Source organism: Bradyrhizobium uaiense, assembly GCF_010811875.1.
GTDB lineage: Bacteria > Pseudomonadota > Alphaproteobacteria > Rhizobiales > Xanthobacteraceae > Bradyrhizobium > Bradyrhizobium uaiense.
In genome coordinates, this window is the sequence record NZ_VKHP01000109.1 from 1 (window position 1) to 18,639 (window position 18,639).

18 protein-coding genes are annotated in these 18,639 nt (G+C 63.2%); 14 read left to right on the top strand and 4 right to left on the bottom strand.

The genetic code is table 11. From position 1 onward, the window contains the following. The 6 genes from FNJ47_RS24260 to FNJ47_RS24285 all read left to right on the top strand — a co-directional run. Positions 1-607 (top strand): AMP-binding enzyme (locus tag FNJ47_RS24260; protein WP_163157626.1); only part of this gene is annotated, 607 nt, incomplete at its 5' end. Further along, a complete protein-coding gene (locus FNJ47_RS24265) occupies positions 604-1,245 on the top strand; it encodes a TetR/AcrR family transcriptional regulator (protein WP_163157628.1) in 642 nt (213 codons plus the stop codon). The genes FNJ47_RS24260 and FNJ47_RS24265, both read left to right, overlap by 4 nt. Next, positions 1,242-2,015, top strand: coding sequence for an SDR family NAD(P)-dependent oxidoreductase (locus FNJ47_RS24270; protein ID WP_163157630.1), 774 nt, complete (start codon positions 1,242-1,244; stop codon positions 2,013-2,015). The genes FNJ47_RS24265 and FNJ47_RS24270 overlap by 4 nt, the downstream gene beginning before the upstream one ends. Positions 2,016-2,024: 9 nt before the next feature. Beyond that, positions 2,025-3,947 (top strand): flavin-containing monooxygenase, encoded by a 1,923-nt coding sequence (locus FNJ47_RS24275; protein ID WP_163157632.1) that lies wholly within the window; start codon positions 2,025-2,027, stop codon positions 3,945-3,947. A gap of 503 nt (positions 3,948-4,450) precedes the next feature. Then, on the top strand, positions 4,451-5,080 hold the full coding sequence (locus FNJ47_RS24280) for a 2-hydroxychromene-2-carboxylate isomerase (protein WP_163157634.1): 630 nt from the start codon (positions 4,451-4,453) through the stop codon (positions 5,078-5,080). A gap of 72 nt (positions 5,081-5,152) precedes the next feature. Next, entirely contained in the window at positions 5,153-5,425 is a 273-nt protein-coding gene (locus FNJ47_RS24285) for a hypothetical protein (RefSeq protein ID WP_163157636.1), read from the top strand. 4 nt (positions 5,426-5,429) lie between these two features. Here FNJ47_RS24285 and FNJ47_RS24290 read toward each other — a convergent pair whose 3' ends face one another. Continuing rightward, positions 5,430-6,440 (bottom strand): glutathione S-transferase N-terminal domain-containing protein, encoded by a 1,011-nt coding sequence (locus FNJ47_RS24290; RefSeq protein ID WP_163157638.1) that lies wholly within the window; start codon positions 6,438-6,440, stop codon positions 5,430-5,432. Positions 6,441-6,665: 225 nt separating this feature from the next. On the opposite strand from FNJ47_RS24290, the gene FNJ47_RS24295 reads away from it, so the two are divergent. From FNJ47_RS24295 to FNJ47_RS24320, 6 genes are all read left to right on the top strand, one after another. After that, positions 6,666-7,460, top strand: coding sequence for a class II aldolase/adducin family protein (locus tag FNJ47_RS24295; protein WP_163157640.1), 795 nt, complete (start codon positions 6,666-6,668; stop codon positions 7,458-7,460). A gap of 538 nt (positions 7,461-7,998) precedes the next feature. Next, on the top strand, positions 7,999-9,588 hold the full coding sequence (locus FNJ47_RS24300) for an ABC transporter substrate-binding protein (protein ID WP_163157642.1): 1,590 nt from the start codon (positions 7,999-8,001) through the stop codon (positions 9,586-9,588). A gap of 60 nt (positions 9,589-9,648) precedes the next feature. Beyond that, complete coding sequence (locus FNJ47_RS24305; RefSeq protein ID WP_163157644.1) at positions 9,649-10,584, top strand: ABC transporter permease; 936 nt, start codon at positions 9,649-9,651, stop codon at positions 10,582-10,584. A gap of 67 nt (positions 10,585-10,651) precedes the next feature. Continuing rightward, positions 10,652-11,473: an ABC transporter permease gene (locus FNJ47_RS24310; RefSeq protein WP_163157646.1), complete on the top strand. Its 822-nt coding sequence runs from the start codon at positions 10,652-10,654 to the stop codon at positions 11,471-11,473. After that, positions 11,470-12,450, top strand: coding sequence for an ABC transporter ATP-binding protein (locus tag FNJ47_RS24315; protein WP_163157648.1), 981 nt, complete (start codon positions 11,470-11,472; stop codon positions 12,448-12,450). The genes FNJ47_RS24310 and FNJ47_RS24315 overlap by 4 nt, the downstream gene beginning before the upstream one ends. Then, the gene (locus tag FNJ47_RS24320; RefSeq protein WP_163157650.1) at positions 12,443-13,456 is read left to right on the top strand and encodes an ABC transporter ATP-binding protein; all 1,014 of its coding nucleotides are present in this window, start codon (positions 12,443-12,445) and stop codon (positions 13,454-13,456) included. The genes FNJ47_RS24315 and FNJ47_RS24320 overlap by 8 nt, the downstream gene beginning before the upstream one ends. 64 nt (positions 13,457-13,520) lie before the next feature. On the opposite strand, the gene FNJ47_RS24325 is transcribed toward FNJ47_RS24320, so the two are convergent. After that, the gene (locus FNJ47_RS24325) at positions 13,521-13,901 is read right to left on the bottom strand and encodes an invasion associated locus B family protein (protein ID WP_163157652.1); all 381 of its coding nucleotides are present in this window, start codon (positions 13,899-13,901) and stop codon (positions 13,521-13,523) included. 231 nt (positions 13,902-14,132) lie between these two features. Here FNJ47_RS24325 and FNJ47_RS24330 point away from each other — a divergent pair, with 231 nt between their 5' ends. Together FNJ47_RS24330 and FNJ47_RS24335 are read left to right on the top strand one after the other, a co-directional pair. After that, positions 14,133-14,597, top strand: coding sequence for a GNAT family N-acetyltransferase (locus tag FNJ47_RS24330; RefSeq protein ID WP_163157654.1), 465 nt, complete (start codon positions 14,133-14,135; stop codon positions 14,595-14,597). 48 nt (positions 14,598-14,645) lie between these two features. Continuing rightward, complete coding sequence (locus FNJ47_RS24335; protein ID WP_163157656.1) at positions 14,646-15,680, top strand: AI-2E family transporter; 1,035 nt, start codon at positions 14,646-14,648, stop codon at positions 15,678-15,680. Here FNJ47_RS24335 and FNJ47_RS24340 read toward each other — a convergent pair. Continuing rightward, positions 15,677-17,398, bottom strand: a complete 1,722-nt coding sequence (locus FNJ47_RS24340) for a metallophosphoesterase (protein WP_163157658.1) — start codon at positions 17,396-17,398, stop codon at positions 15,677-15,679. The genes FNJ47_RS24335 and FNJ47_RS24340 overlap by 4 nt on opposite strands. A 44-nt stretch (positions 17,399-17,442) precedes the next feature. Then, the gene (locus tag FNJ47_RS24345) at positions 17,443-18,585 is read right to left on the bottom strand and encodes an epoxide hydrolase family protein (RefSeq protein ID WP_163157660.1); all 1,143 of its coding nucleotides are present in this window, start codon (positions 18,583-18,585) and stop codon (positions 17,443-17,445) included. Between the last annotated feature and the right edge of the window lie 54 nt (positions 18,586-18,639).

Below are 18,639 nucleotides of genomic sequence, written 5' to 3' on the forward strand. Positions count from 1 at the left end.
CCTCCCCGAAAGCTGCGGCGGCGACACCTTCATGGATCCAGGCCGCGAGATCGAGAAGATCGGCTCGACCGGCCGCGCCATCGCCCATGTCGAGATCGAGATCCGCGACGACACCGGCAAGCGCCTGCCCGCCGGCCAGAATGGCGAGATATGCCTGCGCGGCCCGAAGGTCACGCAAGGCTACTGGAAGGATCCGGAGAAGACGGCGTCCGCCTTCTTCGGCGACTGGTTCCGCACCGGTGACGTCGGGTATCTCGACGAGGAAGGCTTTCTCTATCTGACCGACCGCAAGAAGGACATGATCATCTCAGGCGGCGAGAACATCGCCTCCTCCGAGGTCGAGCGTGTCATCTACGAAATGCCCGGGGTGCGCGAGGTCGCGGTGATCGGCCTGCCGGATGACCGCTGGGGCGAGAAGCCGATCGCCATCGTGGTGCTGGCCGATGACGCCAAGCTCGATCTGCCCGGTCTCACCGATTTCTGCCGGACAAGGCTCGCGGGCTTCAAGGTGCCGCGGCAATTGATCATTCGCGACAGCCTGCCGCGCAATCCATCCGGCAAGGTGCTCAAACGCGTGCTCCGCGCCGAACTCGAGGCTAATGCATGACAGAAGCGACATCCGCCAAGGTGACAAAGCTCAACCGGGTCGAGCGCAACGCCTGGACCAAGCAGAAGATCTTCGATGCCGCGACCAAGGTCGTCGGCAAATACGGCTATGCCGAAGCCTCGGTTGCCCGCATCACCGAGGCCGCCGGCGTGGCGCAGGGCACCTTCTACAATCATTTCGAGAATCGCCAGGAGTTGCTCGACCAGCTGCTGCCGAAGATCGGTCTCGACATGGTCCGCTTCATCCATGCACGCACGGGCACCGCCAATGAGGCCCGGCAGGAGGTCGAGCGCTTCAGCGCCTTCTTCGATTTCATTCGCGAGGTTCCGGAGTTCCTGCGTATCCTGAACGAAGCGGAGTTCTTCGCGCCGATCGGCTACCAGAAGCACTTCGACAATATCTCGAACGCCTATGTCCGGATCCTCCAGCGTGCGCGCGCCGCGGGAGCGACCAACACTTTCAGCGATGAGGAATTCGAGGCCATCGTCCAGGTCTTGATGGGCGCGCGCGGCTATCTCAGCCGCCGCTATTCCTATTCCGAGCACGGCGTCACCGCCGTGCCCGACTATGTCATCACGGCCTATCAGAAGCTGGTCACGCATGGCCTGTTCAACAGCAGCGGAGGAAAGAAACGATGAGCGTTGACGGCACCATCCTCGTCACCGGCGGCAGCCGCGGCATTGGCGCGGCGACCGCAACGCTGCTTGCCGATCAGGGACATCGCGTCGTCATCGTCGACATCGCGCCCGAGCCGTTGGTCGGCACGAACGCGATCCTTTGGCCGGCGCCGTTCGATGTTGCGAGCGAAGCTGCCGTCGTCGCCGGAATTGCCGACATCGAGAAGGCGCACGGGCCGGTCAGCGGCCTCGTCAACGCGGCCGGCGTGTTCGGCAAGATGCACGCGATCGAGCGGGTGCGGATGGAGCAATGGGACCGCGAGGTCAATATCGACCTACGCGGCACCTTTTTGGTCACGCGCAGCGTCGGCATCGGCATGGCGAAGCGACGGCGTGGTGCGATCGTCAACGTCGCCTCGGTGGCCGGCATGACGTCGGGTCCGATCCACGCCTATACCGCGGCCAAGGCCGGCGTCATCCAGATCACGCAGACGCTCGCCGCCGAATGGGGCCGCTCCGGCGTGCGCGTCAACGCCGTCTCGCCCGGCTTCACCCGCACGGCGGCGCTTGAGGCCGGCATTGCGTCGGGCGCCTTGAACAAAGACCTGCTGGCACGCCCGACCGCGATGAACCGGCTGGTCGAGCCCATGGAGGTGGCACAGGCGATCGCCTGGCTGCTCTCGCCGCAGAGCAGCGGCGTGACCGGCATCAACCTGCCGGTCGATGCCGGCTACATCGCGGGCACCACCTGGGCCGCCTATGGCGGCCTGCCCGAAGCACCGGCGAGTTGAGGACAACGCATGAATATCGAGCTTCCGCGCAAACACCTCGATCTGTCCTCCGCCATCGCCGAGGGCGACATCCGCGTGCTGCTGATGGTGCTGGTGCACATGACCGGCGACGAAAAGTGGCTGGAACCACCCTACAAGCCGAAGCGCGACGTCCGTCTGATCCCCGATCCGGACGCCGGTGTGCCGAAGGAGATCCAGGACGAGATCCGCGCCGCCGTGCTGAACCTGTTCGCCAACGGAACGCCGAAACCCGCCATCACCGATCCCGGCGATGAGCTGATGCTGCGGATGATGCGCGCGACGCTCGGCGAGAACGTCGCGCCGGAATATGCACCGCTGATGCGGGAGGAGATGGGCTTCGTTCCCCGCGAAGCCAAATGGCGCGAGCGTCCGTCCGACGCAAGGCTGGCGCAGCAGCATGTGCTGATCGTCGGCGCCGGGGTCTGCGCGATCGCCCTTGGCGTCGCGCTCGGCCGGCTCGGCATTCCCTACACGATCGTCGAGAAGCAGGACGAGATCGGCGGCACCTGGTACGTCAACCGCTATCCCGGCTGCGGCGTCGATACGCCGAACCACTCCTATTCGTTCTCGTTCGGCGCCCGCAATCCGTGGACCCGCTATTTCGCGCAACGGCAGGAATTGCTGGATTACCTGCTCAAGGTCGTGCGCGAATACGACATCCGCAAGCACGTCCGCCTTTCGACTGAGCTGGTCGCCTCGCGCTGGGACGAAGGCAACCGGCGCTGGATCTCGACGCTGAAGACTGCGGGCGGCGAAGAGACCTTCGAGTCCACCGCGCTGGTCAGTGCGATCGGACAACTCAATGATCCCTTGCCCGCCCGTTTTGAGCGCGACGAGGATTTCACCGGGTTGAAGATTCATTCGGCGCTGTGGTCCGACGACGTCAAGCTCGACGGCAAACATGTTGCCGTGATCGGCACCGGTGCGACCGCGATGCAGCTCGTACCGTCGATCGCCGACCGCGTCGCCTCGGTCACCGTCTACCAGCGCACCGCGCAGTGGGCGCGGCCGGTGAAGGGCTATTCCGATCCAATCACCGAGGGCGCGCAGTGGCTGCTGGCGCATCTGCCGTTCTATGTGCAGTGGTATCGCTTCAACATGTTCTGGCGCTACGGCGACGGCTTGCTGCCGTTCCTGCGCAAGGATCCGGCCTGGCCGCATCCGGAGCGCGCCGTCAACAAGGGCAACGACCGGCATCGCCAGGAGCTGGCCGACTTCATCCTCTCCGAGCTGAAGGATCGCCCGGACCTGATCGAGAAGTGCATGCCGACCTATCCGCCCTACGGCAAGCGCATCCTGCTCGACAACAACTGGTTCAAGACGCTGACCAAGCCGAACGTCGAACTCGTTACCGACAAGATCAACCATTTCGGGGCGCACGGCATCGTCACGGCCGACGGCACATCGCGGCCGCACGACGTTATCGTGATCTCGACCGGCTTCAAGGTCTCCGAGATGGCGGCGCGCCTCAACATCACCGGCCGCGACGGCAAGAACCTCCAGCAAACGTGGGGCCACGACAATCCGACCGCATATCTCGGTCTCACGGTGCCTGACTTCCCCAATTTGTTTCTGATGCTCGGCCCCAACACGGGGCCTGCGCATGGCGGCAGCGTGATCTTCCAATCGGAATGCCAGAGCCGCTACATCTCCGCCTGCCTCGTCGAGATGATCGAGAGCGACATCGCTGCGATCGACGTGGATCCCGACGCGCATGATGAGTACATCCGCAACGTCGATGCCGAGCATGAGCAATTGATCTGGACGCATCCAGGCATGACGACCTACTACCGCAACAGCAGCGGCCGCGTGTTCTCGGCAATGCCGTGGCGGTTCGTCGACTACTGGAAAATGACGCACGATCCGGACTTCACCCGGTATCGAAAGACCAAGTCGCGACAGGATTCCTGACCTGAATTCTCTCGCTCGTTAACTTGACAGCAGGCCATAACTGCCGCAGCATTTCGATGACTGCACCTGTTGGAGTGTTGGAGCGGCTGCTCCTCGCGTCGCAGGAATTGACGGACGATTATGGGATCGGCCATCAGGCAGCAAAAGCGGACAGATGTCCGTCGGCCCACCCTTGGAGAGGAGCATGACGCCACCGGCGAAAGCCAGCGACCTTGCTCAGCAAGGTCTCGGTGCACGTTGAGGCTGATAGCAGCTGCTAGCCGCGTGTGCCGCCGACAATCTGAACATATCCGCAGGACGAGGGCGCAAAGGCCAAGCGCTTTTAGGTCCCGAAACACCACTGGTCTACACCAGAGATCCTTCGCTAAAACGAAGTTGCAGGGCCCCGCGATGCTTGACTGCACCGGGGCCCACTCGTTTGCGCACCATCTCCCCTTCATCACGCCGCATTGCGCCACTGCGCGGGATCGGGAACAATCGTCCTCACGCAGTGAGGAACGAGAATGGAAAAGCCGAAGGTCAGGATCTACACCGACTACAAGTCTCCCTACGCCTATGTCGCCAACAAGCGGCTGTTTGAGCTCGAGGAGACCTACGGCGTCGCGCTGGAATGGCTGCCCTACACGCTTCGGATTCCCGAGTTCATGGGCACGGTCGAGCAGCGCACGCCGCACTTCTGGCGCAAGGTGCGCTACTCCTACATGGATGCGCGGCGGTTCGCGAATGCGCAGGGACTGACCATGAAGGGCCCGCGCCGCATCTACGACGCGTTCTACGCCAGCGCCGGGATGCTGTTTGCGCAGCGGCAGGGATTGTTCCGGCCCTATCATGACACGGTATTCCGAAGGTTCTGGAACCACGAGCTGGAAATCGACGACCTGTCGGCGATCTCCGGCGTGATCGCCGCGATCGGCGGTTCCACCGAGGCGTTCGAGGCCTATGTCCGCGGCCCAGCCCGCGCCGAACACGATAGCATCGTCGACGAGGCCGAAGCGCTCGGCGTGTTCGGCGTGCCGAGCATGGTGTTCAACGGCGAGCTGTTCTGGGGCGGCGACCGCATCGACATGCTGATCGAGCGGATCAAACATCCGGAATCAGTCGCGGTCGCGCTCGGCAGCAGGCACCGGACGTAAGCATCGGCTGTTTTGGTTCTGTTTACCGTCCTTGGCTAGCCTTCCCGATGACGACCCCACCGGGAACCGAGCATGTTCAGGGAAAGCGTTCCGATTGCCTACGACGCGCCGGCCGACCTGAAGAAATGGCCTTCGCTCAGGAACGAGCGGGTGGCCAACAGGACGCCCTATCTGGTGTACAATGGAACCTTGGCGGACTGCATCCGGCTGCTGCTCGCCAAGCCGATCAAGCAGATCTCACTTTACGACATCGTGACCGAGCGTCAGGCCGCTTTCGACAGCAACACCCTGTCGCCGGGTGATGCAGCCGAGATCGCGATGCGCAAGGACTTTCCGAAAGCCTGATCGATCAGCCTCCCTCCAGGATGGCCCAGCATCCCGTGCGTTCCAGCAGCGGCTTCAACGCCGCGCGATCGCCGGCATCGAGCGCGGCAAACTTCGCGCGCAACTGCTGCAGGCACTTGACCTGATATTTGAACGGCGCGAGCGCGTAAGGCAGACCCCAGACGTTGATCTCGAGCCGCTCGAGGCCTTTCGCGAATGCATCCGCGTTGGCCGCCAGGAACGGCAGATAGAGCTCGCCCGCAATCCGCAGCAGCGCCTCGGCGAACCCGCCGAGCGCCTGCTCACGCGGATACCAGTTGCCTTCGACACCGGACGCATCGTCGAGCCGCCTCACCCAGTGGTCGGTAAACGGCGCACGGTCGCGCATGATCCGCATCGGGCTCGGGTCGGTCGCCATCTCGCTGAGCTGACCGAACCAGGCAAAATCGGCCAGCGATGGCCGCGTGCCGAACAGATAGTTCGCCATGCCGACATGCGGCTCGAACGCCGCAAGCGTCCGCCGATAGCTTTCCTCGAGCAGCGGCCTGTTCTCGTCCGTCGCGCCGAGAATGACCATGCGCGAGATTTGCCGCTGCCGGAACTCCTCGATTTCCTCGCGGCTGCCGGCTTTGGCGTCCGACGTCGACCATTCCTCTCCCGCCCAGCGCGACACATAGGCCTGGTCTTCCGGATCCCACCAACGATAGAGAAACAGCGGCTTCACCGCCCATTCGTCGGCGAGATCCTCGAGCAAATCGCAGACGAAGGCGACCGCCCTGTCCTCTGGGACGACCGAGCGCGCCTGATGACGCGCTTCCAGATCATAGGCCAGCGTGGTGGTCTCACCGCGGTAGCTGCCATCAGGATATTGCAGCACCGGGATCAGCATCGGCTTCAAATGCGCGGTCGCCTCGCGCAGCGCCTTGGTCATGATCACCCAATCGTGCGGAATGCGTCGGTAGCGCATCAGTGCGCGCAGCTTGATCGCATACGGCGACGCGGTCGAACCAATCAGGCGATAGCGGCCTTCCGTCATGACGATGCTCCCGAAAACGCATTCTTGCGTTCGCTCATTTTGTGCGCTTCGGCTATTTTTGCGCATACTGACATCGAAGGCGCGACCCGCCAATCCGCATTCGGTTTTTGCCCGCCAGACCTGCAAATAAGCCGACGCGCCACGGCTTACCGCCGCGTGGATTCTGCTATGTTCCACGGCAACGAACAGGCTCCTGCCTCGCAGACATCTCAAGGAGAGAACGCCATGAATCCCCCCGTCAGCTCGCCCGCGATCAAGGTCGTCAAATCCGTTCGCGAGCAGGTGAGCGCCGAGGAGTGGCAGGCCCGTGTCGATCTCGCCGCCTGCTATCGCCTCACCGCGATGTACGGCATGACCGAGATGATCGCGAACCACATCTCCTGCCGCGTGCCCGGCACCACCGACCAGTTCCTGATCAACGCCTACGGCATGCTGTATGAGGAGATCGACGCTTCCAGCCTGATCAAGGTCGATGTCGAGGGCAACACGCTGCTCAACGCGACAGACTATGACGTCAATGTCGCCGGCTTCGTCATTCACAGCGCCATCCACATGGCCAAGCACGACATGGATTGCGTCGCGCACACCCACACCCCGGCCGGCATGGCGGTCTCGGCGATGGAGTGCGGCCTGCTGCCGCTGGCGCAGACCTCGATGCGCTTCCTGCACATCGCCTATCACGACTTCGAAGGCATCGCCGACAATGTCGACGAGCGCGAGCGGCTGGTTCGTGACCTCGGCGACAACGAGGCGATGATCCTGCGCAACCATGGCCTCCTGGTCGTGGGCCGCACAGTGCCCGCCGCCTTCAACGTGCTGTTCCGTCTCGAGCGCGCCTGCCAGACCCAGGTGATGGCGCTGTCCTGCAATACCAAGCTGGTCTATCCGCCGCAGAACATCCTCGAAGACACCTATGAGCGGATGCTGCCGAAGCCCGGCCGGGCCGCGCGCAACGGCGAACTCGCCTGGCCGGCCCTGCTGCGCAAGCTCGATCGGGCCGATCCGTCGTATCGGCAGTGAAGGGTTGAACGCGAGGCACGGTTCCCGACAACGGCAGCGCTATCGCATATAGCCTGCCTCCGCAGGGACGCGCTGCCAAAAATCGAAAACAACCCCATGCAAAGCAGCCGGCGGCGTGCCGGCATTCGACATGGCAACTTGACATGTCGGGCAAATCAGCGGCATATTCTAATATTCAGAAATATGTTGGCACACCTCACCCCGCACTACGGGACGAGGCCATATGCGATTGCCGTGCCGACAACGGTGTCGTCCCGGCTTTCGCAATTTCACGACGAAAGCCAAAATCCTTTCAATCGCAATTGCTTTGCATACTCGCACAAGTTGCAACCAGGGTGTTGGCGCGTCAAATCATGTCCGGCAAGTCCTCCCCGCGCCCATTCAACCTGACACGTGCCTTGGTCACCCGTCGACGGTATCGCGGCGACACGAATTATTTGATGCCGGTCGCCATCGACACGAATTGAGGACCTTGCGCTAGACGTGTCGGCGATGATCAACTCGCAATTCGGACTGTTCCTGCACCGTTGGGGGAAGCATGAAGTTCAAGATGATTGCGATCGCGGCCGGTCTGGGGCTCGCACTCGCCGCCACGGCGGCTGCCCAGACACCGCGCAAGGGCGGGACCATTCGTATGACGGCGCCCTATGGCTCCAGCTTCACCAGCATGGACATCCACACCACACCGCGCGCCCAGGACGAGATCTACGCCAAGGCCCTTCACCGCTCGCTCTACATCTGGGATTCAACCGAAGGCAAGCCGGTCCTGGAACTTGCCAAGGAGGTCGTCGTCTCGGGCGGGGGTCTCGTTCATACTTTCAAGCTGCGCGACGACGCCTATTTCCATAACGGCCGCAGGATGACGGCCGACGACATCATCTGGTCCTACAACCGCATCATGGACGGCACCAAGGCCTATCCCGGCGCGCGCTTCGTCCGCATCATCGAGGGCGCGGCCGAGGTCGAGAAGGGCCAGGCCAAGGAGATCTCCGGCCTGAAGAAGATCGACGACTTCACCCTCGAAATGAAGCTGACCGAGAAAGTCGATCCTGCCTTCTATTTCTTCACCGCACTGACCTCGATCTATCCCGCCGACGAAGGCGGGAAGGAAGGCTTTCTCCAGAAACCGATCGGTCTTGGTCCATTCAAATTCGTCGAGCATGTGCCGGGATCGCGCATCGTGCTGGACAGGTGGGACCGGTTCTACAAGCCCGGCAAGCCCTACGCCGACAAGATCGTGATTTCGCTGATGGGTGAAGCCGCGGCGCGCGATGTCGCCTTCCGTAACAAGGAGATCGACACCTCGGTGCTCGGCCCCGCGCAGTATGTTGCCTATCAGGCCGACCCCAACCTCAAGGGCACCATCGTCGAGGTCGCCGAGGTCTTCACGCGTTATATGGGGATGAATCCGGCGTTCAAACCTTTCTCCGACAAGCGGGTTCGGCAGGCCATCAATTACGCGATCGATGCCGATCTGATCATCAACAAGCTGGTCAAGGGCAAGGCCTACCGCGCGACAAGCTGGCTGCCGCTGACCTCACCCGCCTACGACAAGGCCATGAAGCCCTACCCTTACGATCCCGCGAAGGCGAAGCAATTGCTGGCGGACGCAGGCTACCCCAACGGCTTTGAATTCGAATGGACCACCAGCCAGAATGAAAGCTGGGGCTTGCCGATCGTCGAGGCCGCCATCCCGATGCTGGACAAGGTGGGCATCAAGGTAAAGGTCAAGCAGGTCGAGACCGCGGTGCTGGCGGAGGTCATTCGCAAGGGCGACTTCCAGGCCTTCATCTATTCCCAGGCGACCGGCCCGGATCCGCAGGCAGCGCTCAAATGCTTCCACTCGACGACGCCGCAATCGGCCTGCAACTACACGAACTTCAAGAACACCGACTTCGACAAGGTGATCGATGAAGCCGGGCAGACCGACGAGGCCGCAAAGCGCGTCCAGCTGCTGCAAAAGGCCAATGCGCTGCTCTTTGAGGAAGCGCCGATCTGGTTCTTCAACTACAACAAGGCTGTCATGGCGGTGCAACCCTGGCTCAAGGGAATTCAGTTGGATGCGACGGAACTGACCCATCAGAACGTCGAAGACCTCTGGGTCGACGACACCTCGCCGGCGAAGTGACGGGTGCCATCGCTCTCCCGCCATCGCGAGAAACGATGGAGGGAGTGAGGAAAACGTTCAATGCTCTCTTTTGCGATCCGTCGAGTCCTGCAAACCATCCCGACCGTGCTGGCTGTCGTGTTGCTGATCTTCGTGCTGTTCAGCGTCGTTCCGGGCAGCATCGTATCGAGCATGGGTGACGACGGCCGCGGTCCGACGGACCCGCAGGTCGTGGAACGCATGAAGAAACAGCTTGGCCTCGACGATCCCGTTTACGTGCGCTTCGGCTCCTACATCGCCAAGCTCATGACAGGTGATTTCGGGACCTCGTTCCGGACCCGCGAGCCGGTCACAGCCATGATCGCCAAGCGGATGTGGCCGACCCTGCAGTTGATATTCGCAGCCCTGGCGTTTGCAGTTGCGGTCGGCGTGCCGCTCGGCTTCATCGCGGCGCTGAGGCCGGGCAGCATCGTCGATACCGTCTCGATGGTCCTTGCGGTGTCGGGCCTTTCAATGGCCAAGTTCTGGTTCGGGCTGCTGCTGATGTATCTGTTTGCCTTGAAGCTCGGCTGGCTGCCGAGCTTTGGCTATGGCGATGGCGGGCTCAAAAATCTGATCCTGCCTGCCGTGACGCTCGGTGTCTCGCCGATGGCGCTGCTGGCGCGGACGACGCGTGCAGCGGTGCTCGAGATCATGACCGCGGATTTTGTCCGGACGGCGCGCTCGAAGGGCATGAGCGAGACCCGGGTCGTGACGTGGCATGTGATGCGCAATGCCCTCGTCATCATTCTCACCGCGATCGGCCTGCAATTCGGCGTCGTGATGGGGCAGGCCGTCGTCGTCGAGAAATTGTTCTCCTGGCCGGGCATCGGCTCGCTGCTGGTCGACAGCGTCCTTCAGCGCGACATTCCCGCCGTGCAGGGCACGATTCTCGTGGTGGTGCTGTTCTTCCTCACCGTCAATACATTGGTCGATCTGCTCTACGGCGTGATCGATCCCAGGATCAGATACGCATGAGCGGCTGCCAGCCTCATCACGCCTGCGCACGACCAGCCGCGCAGCCTGTCACGGCGGAGCGGCCGCGATGAAGCTTGGCACCAGTGCGATCATCGGCGGGCTGCTGTTCGCGCTTGCGATCTTCGTCGGCCTGTTCGCGCCCTGGCTGGCACACACGGATCCAGTCATGGGCGCCAACCTCATGAATGCGGAAGAGCCGCCGAGCTGGATCTGGTGGTTCGGTACCGACGCGCAGGGCCGCGATATCTATTCCCGTGTCGTGCACGGCGCACGCATCTCGTTGACGGTCGGCATCGTCTCGCAGCTCGTCAACAGCATCATCGGCGTGACGCTGGGCCTGACCGCGGGTTATTGGGGCGGTTGGTGGGACGATGTCGTCAACGGGCTGACCAACCTGATGCTCGCGATCCCCTCGCTGATCTTCGCACTCGCCATCATGGCGGTGCTTGGGCCCGGCCTCACCAGCCTGCTGATCGCGCTCGGATTGACCAACTGGTCTTTCACCTGCCGGATCGCACGGGCCTCGACGCTGTCGCTCAAGAGCCAGGGCTATGTGCAGGCGGCGCGCGTGCTCGGCTACGGAGACTTGCGTATCATGATCACGCAGCTGCTGCCGAACATGGTCGGCCCCATCATTGTCATCGGCACGCTCGGCATGGGCGGCGCGGTCCTGGCAGAGGCCTCGCTCTCGTTCCTCGGCCTCGGCATTCGTCCACCCTATCCAAGCTGGGGCAGCATGCTGTCGGAGGCCCGCGACCAGATCACCACGGCGCCATGGCTGTCGGTCTTCCCCGGCCTCGCGATTTTCCTGACGGTGCTCGGCCTCAATCTGCTTGGCGACGGCTTGCGTGACGTGCTCGATCCCCAGTCGCGGAGCCGGCGCACATGACGGCCGCCCCGCTGATCGAAGTCGAGGACTTGCGCATCGATCTCGACGACGGCGCCAACCATGTAGCAGCGGTCGAGGGCGTTTCGTTCCGTATCGATCGCGGCGAGACATTCGGCCTGGTCGGCGAGTCCGGCTGCGGCAAGAGCATCACGGCGCTCGCCCTGATCGGCCTGCTGCGCCGGCCGCTCTCGGTCGCTGCCGGCGCGATACGTTTCGAGGGCCGCGAAATTCAGCGACTTTCCGCGGCCGAGCAGCGGGCGCTGCGCGGCAACCGCATCGCCATGATCTTCCAGGAGCCGATGACCGCGCTCAATCCGGTCTCGCCCGTCGGCCGGCAGATCGCGGAGATGTTTGTGCTGCACAAGGGCAAGGGCTGGCGCGAGGCAAACCAACTGGCCGTCGAGGCGCTGGCGAACGTGCGCGTTCCGGCGCCGGAGCGGCGCGTGAAGGATTACCCGCACCAGCTTTCGGGCGGCATGCGCCAACGCGTGATGATCGCCATCGCGCTCGCCTGCGATCCGGATCTTTTGATTGCCGACGAGCCGACCACCGCGCTCGACGTGACGGTGCAGGCTGAGATCATCGAGCTGATGCGCAATCTGTGCGCCGAGCGAGGCACGGCGATCTTGATGATCAGCCACGATCTGGGCCTGGTCGCCAACGTCTGCCGCCGGGTCGGCGTCATGTATGCCGGTCGTATCGTCGAGGAACGCCGCTCGGACGACATCTTTAGCGCCTGCGCCCATCCCTACACCCAGGGCCTGGTCGACTCGCTGCCACGGCTGGGGAGCCGTGCAGCACTCGGCAGGTCGCGGCTCAGGGAGATCGCCGGCGTCGTACCGGCGATCGCGGACTTTCCAGCCGGTTGCCGCTTCAATCCGCGTTGCGCGCAGGCGACCGAGGTCTGCCGGACCACCGCACCCGAGACGACATGGCTCGGTGCGGGCGGCCTGGTCAGGTGCCATCACCATGCATGACCCCGCGGTAAAGCCCGGCGACGATGTCATTCTCAGCGTGGAGGATCTCGCGGTGCATTTTCCGCTCGGCGGCGGCTTGCTGGGCGGCGGCCAGCGGCTATTGCGCGCGGTCGACGGCATCGATCTCGAACTGAAGCGTGGCGAGTGCCTCGGTCTCGTCGGCGAATCCGGTTGCGGCAAGTCGACCGTCGCCCTTTCGCTGCTTGGGCTCCTGACGCCGACGCGGGGCAGGATCGTGCTCGACGGGCACGTCGTGACGGGCCGGCAATCGGGCGATCGAAAACTGTTGGCCCGGACCGCCCAAATGGTGTTTCAGGACCCCTACGCCTCGCTCAATCCACGCCAGACGGTTCGTCGCACGCTCGAAGACCCGTTGCGCCTGCATGGGGTGACGGCCAAAAGCGAAATCGACGGACGCGTTGCGGCGATGCTCAGGCATGTCGGCCTGCGGCCCGAACAGGCCGGCCGCTACCCGCATGAATTCTCGGGTGGCCAGCGCCAGCGCATCGGCATCGCCCGCGCGCTGATCCTCAATCCGAAGATCGTCATCTGCGACGAACCGGTATCGGCGCTCGATGTCTCGATCCGTGCCCAGATCATCAACCTGCTGCTGGAATTGAAGGAAAGTCTGGGCCTCTCCTACATCATGATCAGCCACGACCTCGGCGTCGTCGAGCACATGAGCGACAGGGTCGCGGTCATGTATCTCGGCCGCATTGTGGAGACGGGCGACTGGCGCGAGATCTTCGAACGGCCGGCACACCCGTATACGCAAACCCTAATCGCCGCCATTCCCGATCCGCTCCGCCGCGCACCGCTCGCGACGACAAAGGGCGAGCTGCCCAATCCCCTCAATCCGCCGGACGGATGTGCATTCAGTCCACGCTGTCGTTACGCAGAAGCGGTGTGTCAGCGCGAGCCTCGGCCTTCGCTTCAAACCCGTCCGGACGGGCACGCGGTCCGGTGCTGGCGGGCCGACGAGATAGCCGGTCAGCTTGGAAGCTGACCGGTGCGCTCCAGCGCCGCGGCAAAGCCGATGAGCGGGGGCGTTGAAGACGACGGCCTGCCCGTTACCGATGTTCTGCGCGGCAACCGTGAGCGTCTTGGCCTTGCCCATGGTGTCGGTCACGACGGTTGGAAAGGATACCGGCAGCAAACAGCCTTGTGCCGTGCAGGTCGAGAAGCGTGGCTGCTCCAGATCCTTGCCGTCCAGCCCTGAGGGCCCCGGCGTCGAACTTCAGCCCAAACGGCATCAATATGTTGCCTTCGGCCTTTCCGTCCCTGGCAATCAGCTCGATGACGAAGACCTGCTGATTGGTCTCCTTGGAGAGTTGCGTCTGCCCGAGGGTGCACAGCTTGGCACCGCCGTCGAGCTGGCATTTGACGATCCAGTCTCCATACGTCACGCTGATCGCAGACGCGCCCTTGGGCAGCTGGACGGCCCGAACCACGCCATCCGCCGCAGACGTCCGGCTCCGCATATCGATCTGAATCGCGACGGTGCCCCCATTGGCATCGGATCGGCGGGTATTTTTGGGCGGTTTTGCGTGAAGCCAAGCTCGCGAACAAGGCATCGAACATGCAACAGCGGAAATGGTAGTCCGTAGGGCTCTATCCAACCTACGCCTCTACCTTCCTCCCCTGATTTGCGCGCGGGGCGCGTTTTCCACTAAGGTTGCCGGATGGACATGCTCGTCAAGCTCTACGCCCTGCCCGATTCAAGGCCCGCCTACGATCGATTGGTTGAGGCCGGAATTGTCATGCGCCGGGCGCTCGCCCCTGAGAAGCACAAGGTCATCGCCTGGGTGCGCGAAACATTCAGCGAGGCGTGGGCCAGCGAAACCGACGTGGCATTCAGCCGCCGACCGGTCTCCTGCTTCATCGCGACCCAACAGAAGAAGATCGTGGGATTCGCCTGCTACGACGCGGCCTGCCGCAACTTCTTCGGTCCGACCGGCGTCGCGCCGAAGGCGCAACAGGGCGGAATCGGCAAGGCGCTGTTGTTCGCCTGTCTCGAGGACATGAAATATCAGGGCTTCGGCTACGCCATCATCGGCGGAGTCGGGCCGGCGGAATTCTATGCGAAGGCCGTCGGCGCGGTGGCCATCGACGGCTCCGCGCCGGGGATCTATCGCGGATTGCTGTAGCTGCGCCGCAGGATCGAGCCAGCTCTCAGGAGATCGGATAGCCCAAGGATGACTGGCGGGTTGAAGATCACGACCGGCATCATCGCCGCGGTACTGGTCATCGCGGCGGTGGCTCAGGCACGCAGTGTGCTGGCCCCGCTTGCAGCCGCGCTGTTCATCATTGCGATCGTCTGGCCCGTTCAGGAACGGCTGCAGTCGTGGCTGCCGAAACTCCTCGCGCTCGCCATCACCGTCGTCGTTACGACCACGACCTGCGTCGCGTTCGCCTCGCTGGCGGCGTGGGGATTCGGCCGTGTCGGGCGCTCCTTGATTGCGGATGCGGCGCGATATCAGGCCTTCTACGACGCCGCGGTGATTTGGCTGGACGGCCACGGCGTCTCGTTCGCCGGCCTTTGGGCGGAGCATTTCAATGTCGGCTGGCTGCTGCGCATCACGCAATACGTCACCGGCCGCGTCAACACCACGTTGAGTTTCTGGCTCATCGCGCTGGTCTATGTCGTGCTGGGACTTCTCGAGGTCGAAGATGCCGGTCGGCGAATCCAGCGATTGGAGAACCGCACAGCGGCGCGCATCTTGCTCAAGGGCAGCAAAGCGACGGCCGCCAAGTTTCGCCAATATATGCTGGTGCGGACGCAGATGAGCGCGGTCACGGGTCTCCTGGTCGGCCTGTTCGCTGCGGTGACCGGACTGCCATTCGCGTTCGAATGGGGCGTCATCGCTTTTGTCCTCAACTACATTCCCTTCATCGGCCCTTTCATCGCGACACTGTTCCCCACACTGCTGGCCATGACGCAGTTCGAGAGCTGGCCCGCGGTGTTTGGAGTGTTCGCCTGTCTCAACGTCATCCAGTTCGTGGTAGGCAGCTATGTCGAACCGCGAGTGGCTGGCTCGACCCTATCGATCTCGCCGTTTCTGGTGCTGTTTGCGATCTTCTTCTGGAGCTCGCTCTGGGGCCTGTTCGGGACTTTCATCGGCGTGCCGATCACGCTCGCTATTCTGACCTTCTGTGCCGAGAGTCCGTCGGCCGCATGGATCGCCGATTTGTTCGGCGGAACGCCCGAAGATAGGCCGGAAACGTCCTAGCTCCCGGCAATTTCCACCCGCTCGGGCTCGGCGAGGCAGAGCTTCCGGTCCGGACCGACCACCATTGTGTGGATATAGAAATAGGTGACTGCATCATCCGCCGCCCCCATCACCGGCGACGGAGCTGAGACGATCTTCGACACACCGCATGTACCGATCCAATCGATATGCCGGTGACCGTGCATCACGACCGAGCGATCGGAAAACCTTTGCAACCTGCGTACAAACCAACTGCCGTTGATCAGGGCGGTCCCGATGCGTTCGGCAAACGTCTTGACCGGCATCGGATACTCCACCAAGTGATGATGCAGCGCGATGGTCCAGTATGCCGTCGGGAAATGACGGATTGCAGCCTCCAATCGCCGCGTTTGCGCTTCCGAAACCAAACCGAGCGCGTTGGTGAAGGAGAAGTGGGTTTCTGCGTTGGAGTTGAGAACGGCGATGCCGAGGCCGCCATCCCGGTCCGGCGGCAGGATCATTGGGAATTGATCATCGAACAGACCGCGGAGCGCCGCTGCGCGGCGCACGCCCCCCTGCTGCGCAAATTGCGTTATCCGGTCACGGTAAGGCGCCAGCGACTGGTTCAGCGTAGCCGATGGTTTGCCGGAACCGTCGATGACACGCACGCGATCGCCCTGGACGGCCGCAATCGCCGACAGGGTACGCATCTGCCGTAGCCGCTTGCCTGGGCTGAACGGCAGGTCGAGGCGCGCGGGATTGGCGCGATCCACGACGTTAACGTCATGATTGCCCGGAAGCATGATGATGCGTGCGGCAAGCTCGGGATGACCTGCCAGCGCATCGAGAAATTCCGCCCATTCACCGGGCCGGCCGGCATCCGTCATATCGCCGCTGATCAGCACATGGTCGAGCGGATCGACGGCGTGAATTTCGGCGAGGCGAGCCAGCACGCGGTTGAAGCGCTGGTTTCCCCGCGGACCGGCCGTCCCGCTTTCGATGCGGAAGCCGTATCGCTCGCCGACCACGTGAAGATCAGACAAATGCGCAACACGCCAGCAGCGGCCTCCCGGCGACGGCGCGTCGAAGGCGGCAAGGTCGGCCGGTTGATCCATACTGGCATCGGCCACACTCCAGGCCAGTGATGCAACCGCAAGATAGCTGGACACCAGCACCACGGCATTCGCAAACGTCGGGACCACGAGACGATGAATCAGAACAAGGTCATTTATGGTCGCAGTCCATTGGGAAACAGGCCAGGCCAGGACCGCGATCAATGCCGCACCTGCAGAGAGCAACATGCCGGCGCCGATCGAGCAACTCCGGCGCAGCCTCACGCGAGAGGCGGCAGTTGAGCCGGTTCGCCAGAGCAGCTCCGCCAGATGGCGCAGCGCCTCGCGCGTGAAGGCGTAGCTCGGTTGCACCGCGAGCGCGTTCAGCGACCAGAAATTTGTTTCCGCGATTTGAAGCAGCGGTCGCCCGCCGAGCCAGCCTAACGCCGCGATCACAATCAACGCCAGCACGGCCCCTACCTCCGACAATGCCAGAAGCTGTTGCGAAAGGCTCGAGATCCAGGCGGACGCAACCAGCGGCGCAAGGCCGAGCAGCACGCCCGGAAGTAGGAGCGAAACCGTCCAGGCGAACAGCAGCTTCGCCGGGCTTATCTCAACCAGAAGGCTGCCCACGATCGCGAACAACGAACGCTGTTCGGGACTGGCGGCGTTGTCCTCAAAGTCGCCATGGCGGGGATCAAGCAGCACGCCGACGTCCCTCCGTTACGTAGCGCATTCTGACACAAACGCTGCTAGCGCAGCATCCCGAAGAACTTGCGCACCTCGCCGACGAACAGCTCGGGCTGCTCGAACGCCGAGAAGTGCCCGCCCTTCGGCATCTCGCTCCAGTGCTGGATGTTGGTGAAGTTCGTCTCCATCCATTTGCGGACCGGCGTGACGATCTCCTTGGGGAACACGGCAACGCCGGTCGGCACACTCACCTTGTGTGGAGTCCGCTTGCCCGGCCCGAAGCTTTCCCAGTACAGCCGCGCCGACGACGCGGCCGTCGCGGTGACCCAATACAGCATGACATTGTCGAGCAGCTCGTCGCGGCTGAGGATGTTTTCCGGATGCCCGTCGCAGTCGGTCCAGGCCCAGAACTTTTCCAGGATCCAGGCCGCCTGCCCGCTCGGTGAATCCGTCAGGCCATAACCAAGCGTCTGCGGCCGGGTGGACTGCTGCTTGGAATAGCCGGAATCCCAGTCGGCATAGTATTTGATGCCGTTGAGCGCACGGGTCTCCTCCGGCGTCGGCTGCCCCTCGACATTGGGCCGGGTCGACATCGCAAGCGTGATATGAATGCCGGCGCAATGTGCCGGGTCCTGCCCGCCGATCGCGGTCGTGACCGCGGAGCCCCAATCGCCCCCTTGCGCGAAATAGCTGGTGTAGCCCAGCCGCTCCATCAGGACGGCCCAGGCCCTGGCGATCCGATCGACGCCCCAGCCGGTCGCTGCCGGCTTGGCCGAGAAGCCGAAGCCCGGCAATGACGGGCACACCACATGGAACGCGTCACTCGCGCTGCCACCATGCGCCGTCGGATCGGTCAGCGGCTCGATCACCTTGTGGAATTCGACCACCGATCCCGGCCAGCCATGGGTGATGATCAGCGGTCGCGCCTCCGGATGCTTTGAGCGGACATGGATGAAGTGGATGTCGAGCCCGTCGATCATGGTGGTGAACTGGCTGAAGCGGTTGAGCCGCGCCTCGCGCTGCCGCCAATCGTACGTCTCGGCCCAATAGTGGCAGACGTCCTTGATCCATTTCAGCGGCGCGCCCTGGCTCCAGTCGTCGACCAGTTCGGCTTCCGGCCAGCGGGTCCGGCGCAGCCTGAAGCGGAGATCCTCAAGGACACCGTCACTGACGGCAATGCGAAATGGGCTGATGGCGGTATTCATGGCGTCTCCCGCAGATGCAGACTTTCCGGAGAAGATAGGCTCGCGCCGGTCTCC

Bases quoted from the DNA above. Each gene is read 5' to 3' on its own strand.
- FNJ47_RS24265 (WP_163157628.1), top strand. From the start codon at position 604: ATGACAGAAGCGACATCCGCCAAGGTGACAAAGCTCAACCGGGTCGAG.
- FNJ47_RS24270 (WP_163157630.1), top strand. From the start codon at position 1,242: ATGAGCGTTGACGGCACCATCCTCGTCACCGGCGGCAGCCGCGGCATT.
- FNJ47_RS24275 (WP_163157632.1), top strand. From the start codon at position 2,025: ATGAATATCGAGCTTCCGCGCAAACACCTCGATCTGTCCTCCGCCATC.
- FNJ47_RS24280 (WP_163157634.1), top strand. From the start codon at position 4,451: ATGGAAAAGCCGAAGGTCAGGATCTACACCGACTACAAGTCTCCCTAC.
- FNJ47_RS24285 (WP_163157636.1), top strand. From the start codon at position 5,153: ATGTTCAGGGAAAGCGTTCCGATTGCCTACGACGCGCCGGCCGACCTG.
- FNJ47_RS24290 (WP_163157638.1), bottom strand. From the start codon at position 6,440: ATGACGGAAGGCCGCTATCGCCTGATTGGTTCGACCGCGTCGCCGTAT.
- FNJ47_RS24295 (WP_163157640.1), top strand. From the start codon at position 6,666: ATGAATCCCCCCGTCAGCTCGCCCGCGATCAAGGTCGTCAAATCCGTT.
- FNJ47_RS24300 (WP_163157642.1), top strand. From the start codon at position 7,999: ATGAAGTTCAAGATGATTGCGATCGCGGCCGGTCTGGGGCTCGCACTC.
- FNJ47_RS24305 (WP_163157644.1), top strand. From the start codon at position 9,649: ATGCTCTCTTTTGCGATCCGTCGAGTCCTGCAAACCATCCCGACCGTG.
- FNJ47_RS24310 (WP_163157646.1), top strand. From the start codon at position 10,652: ATGAAGCTTGGCACCAGTGCGATCATCGGCGGGCTGCTGTTCGCGCTT.
- FNJ47_RS24315 (WP_163157648.1), top strand. From the start codon at position 11,470: ATGACGGCCGCCCCGCTGATCGAAGTCGAGGACTTGCGCATCGATCTC.
- FNJ47_RS24320 (WP_163157650.1), top strand. From the start codon at position 12,443: ATGCATGACCCCGCGGTAAAGCCCGGCGACGATGTCATTCTCAGCGTG.
- FNJ47_RS24330 (WP_163157654.1), top strand. From the start codon at position 14,133: ATGGACATGCTCGTCAAGCTCTACGCCCTGCCCGATTCAAGGCCCGCC.
- FNJ47_RS24335 (WP_163157656.1), top strand. From the start codon at position 14,646: ATGACTGGCGGGTTGAAGATCACGACCGGCATCATCGCCGCGGTACTG.
- FNJ47_RS24345 (WP_163157660.1), bottom strand. From the start codon at position 18,585: ATGAATACCGCCATCAGCCCATTTCGCATTGCCGTCAGTGACGGTGTC.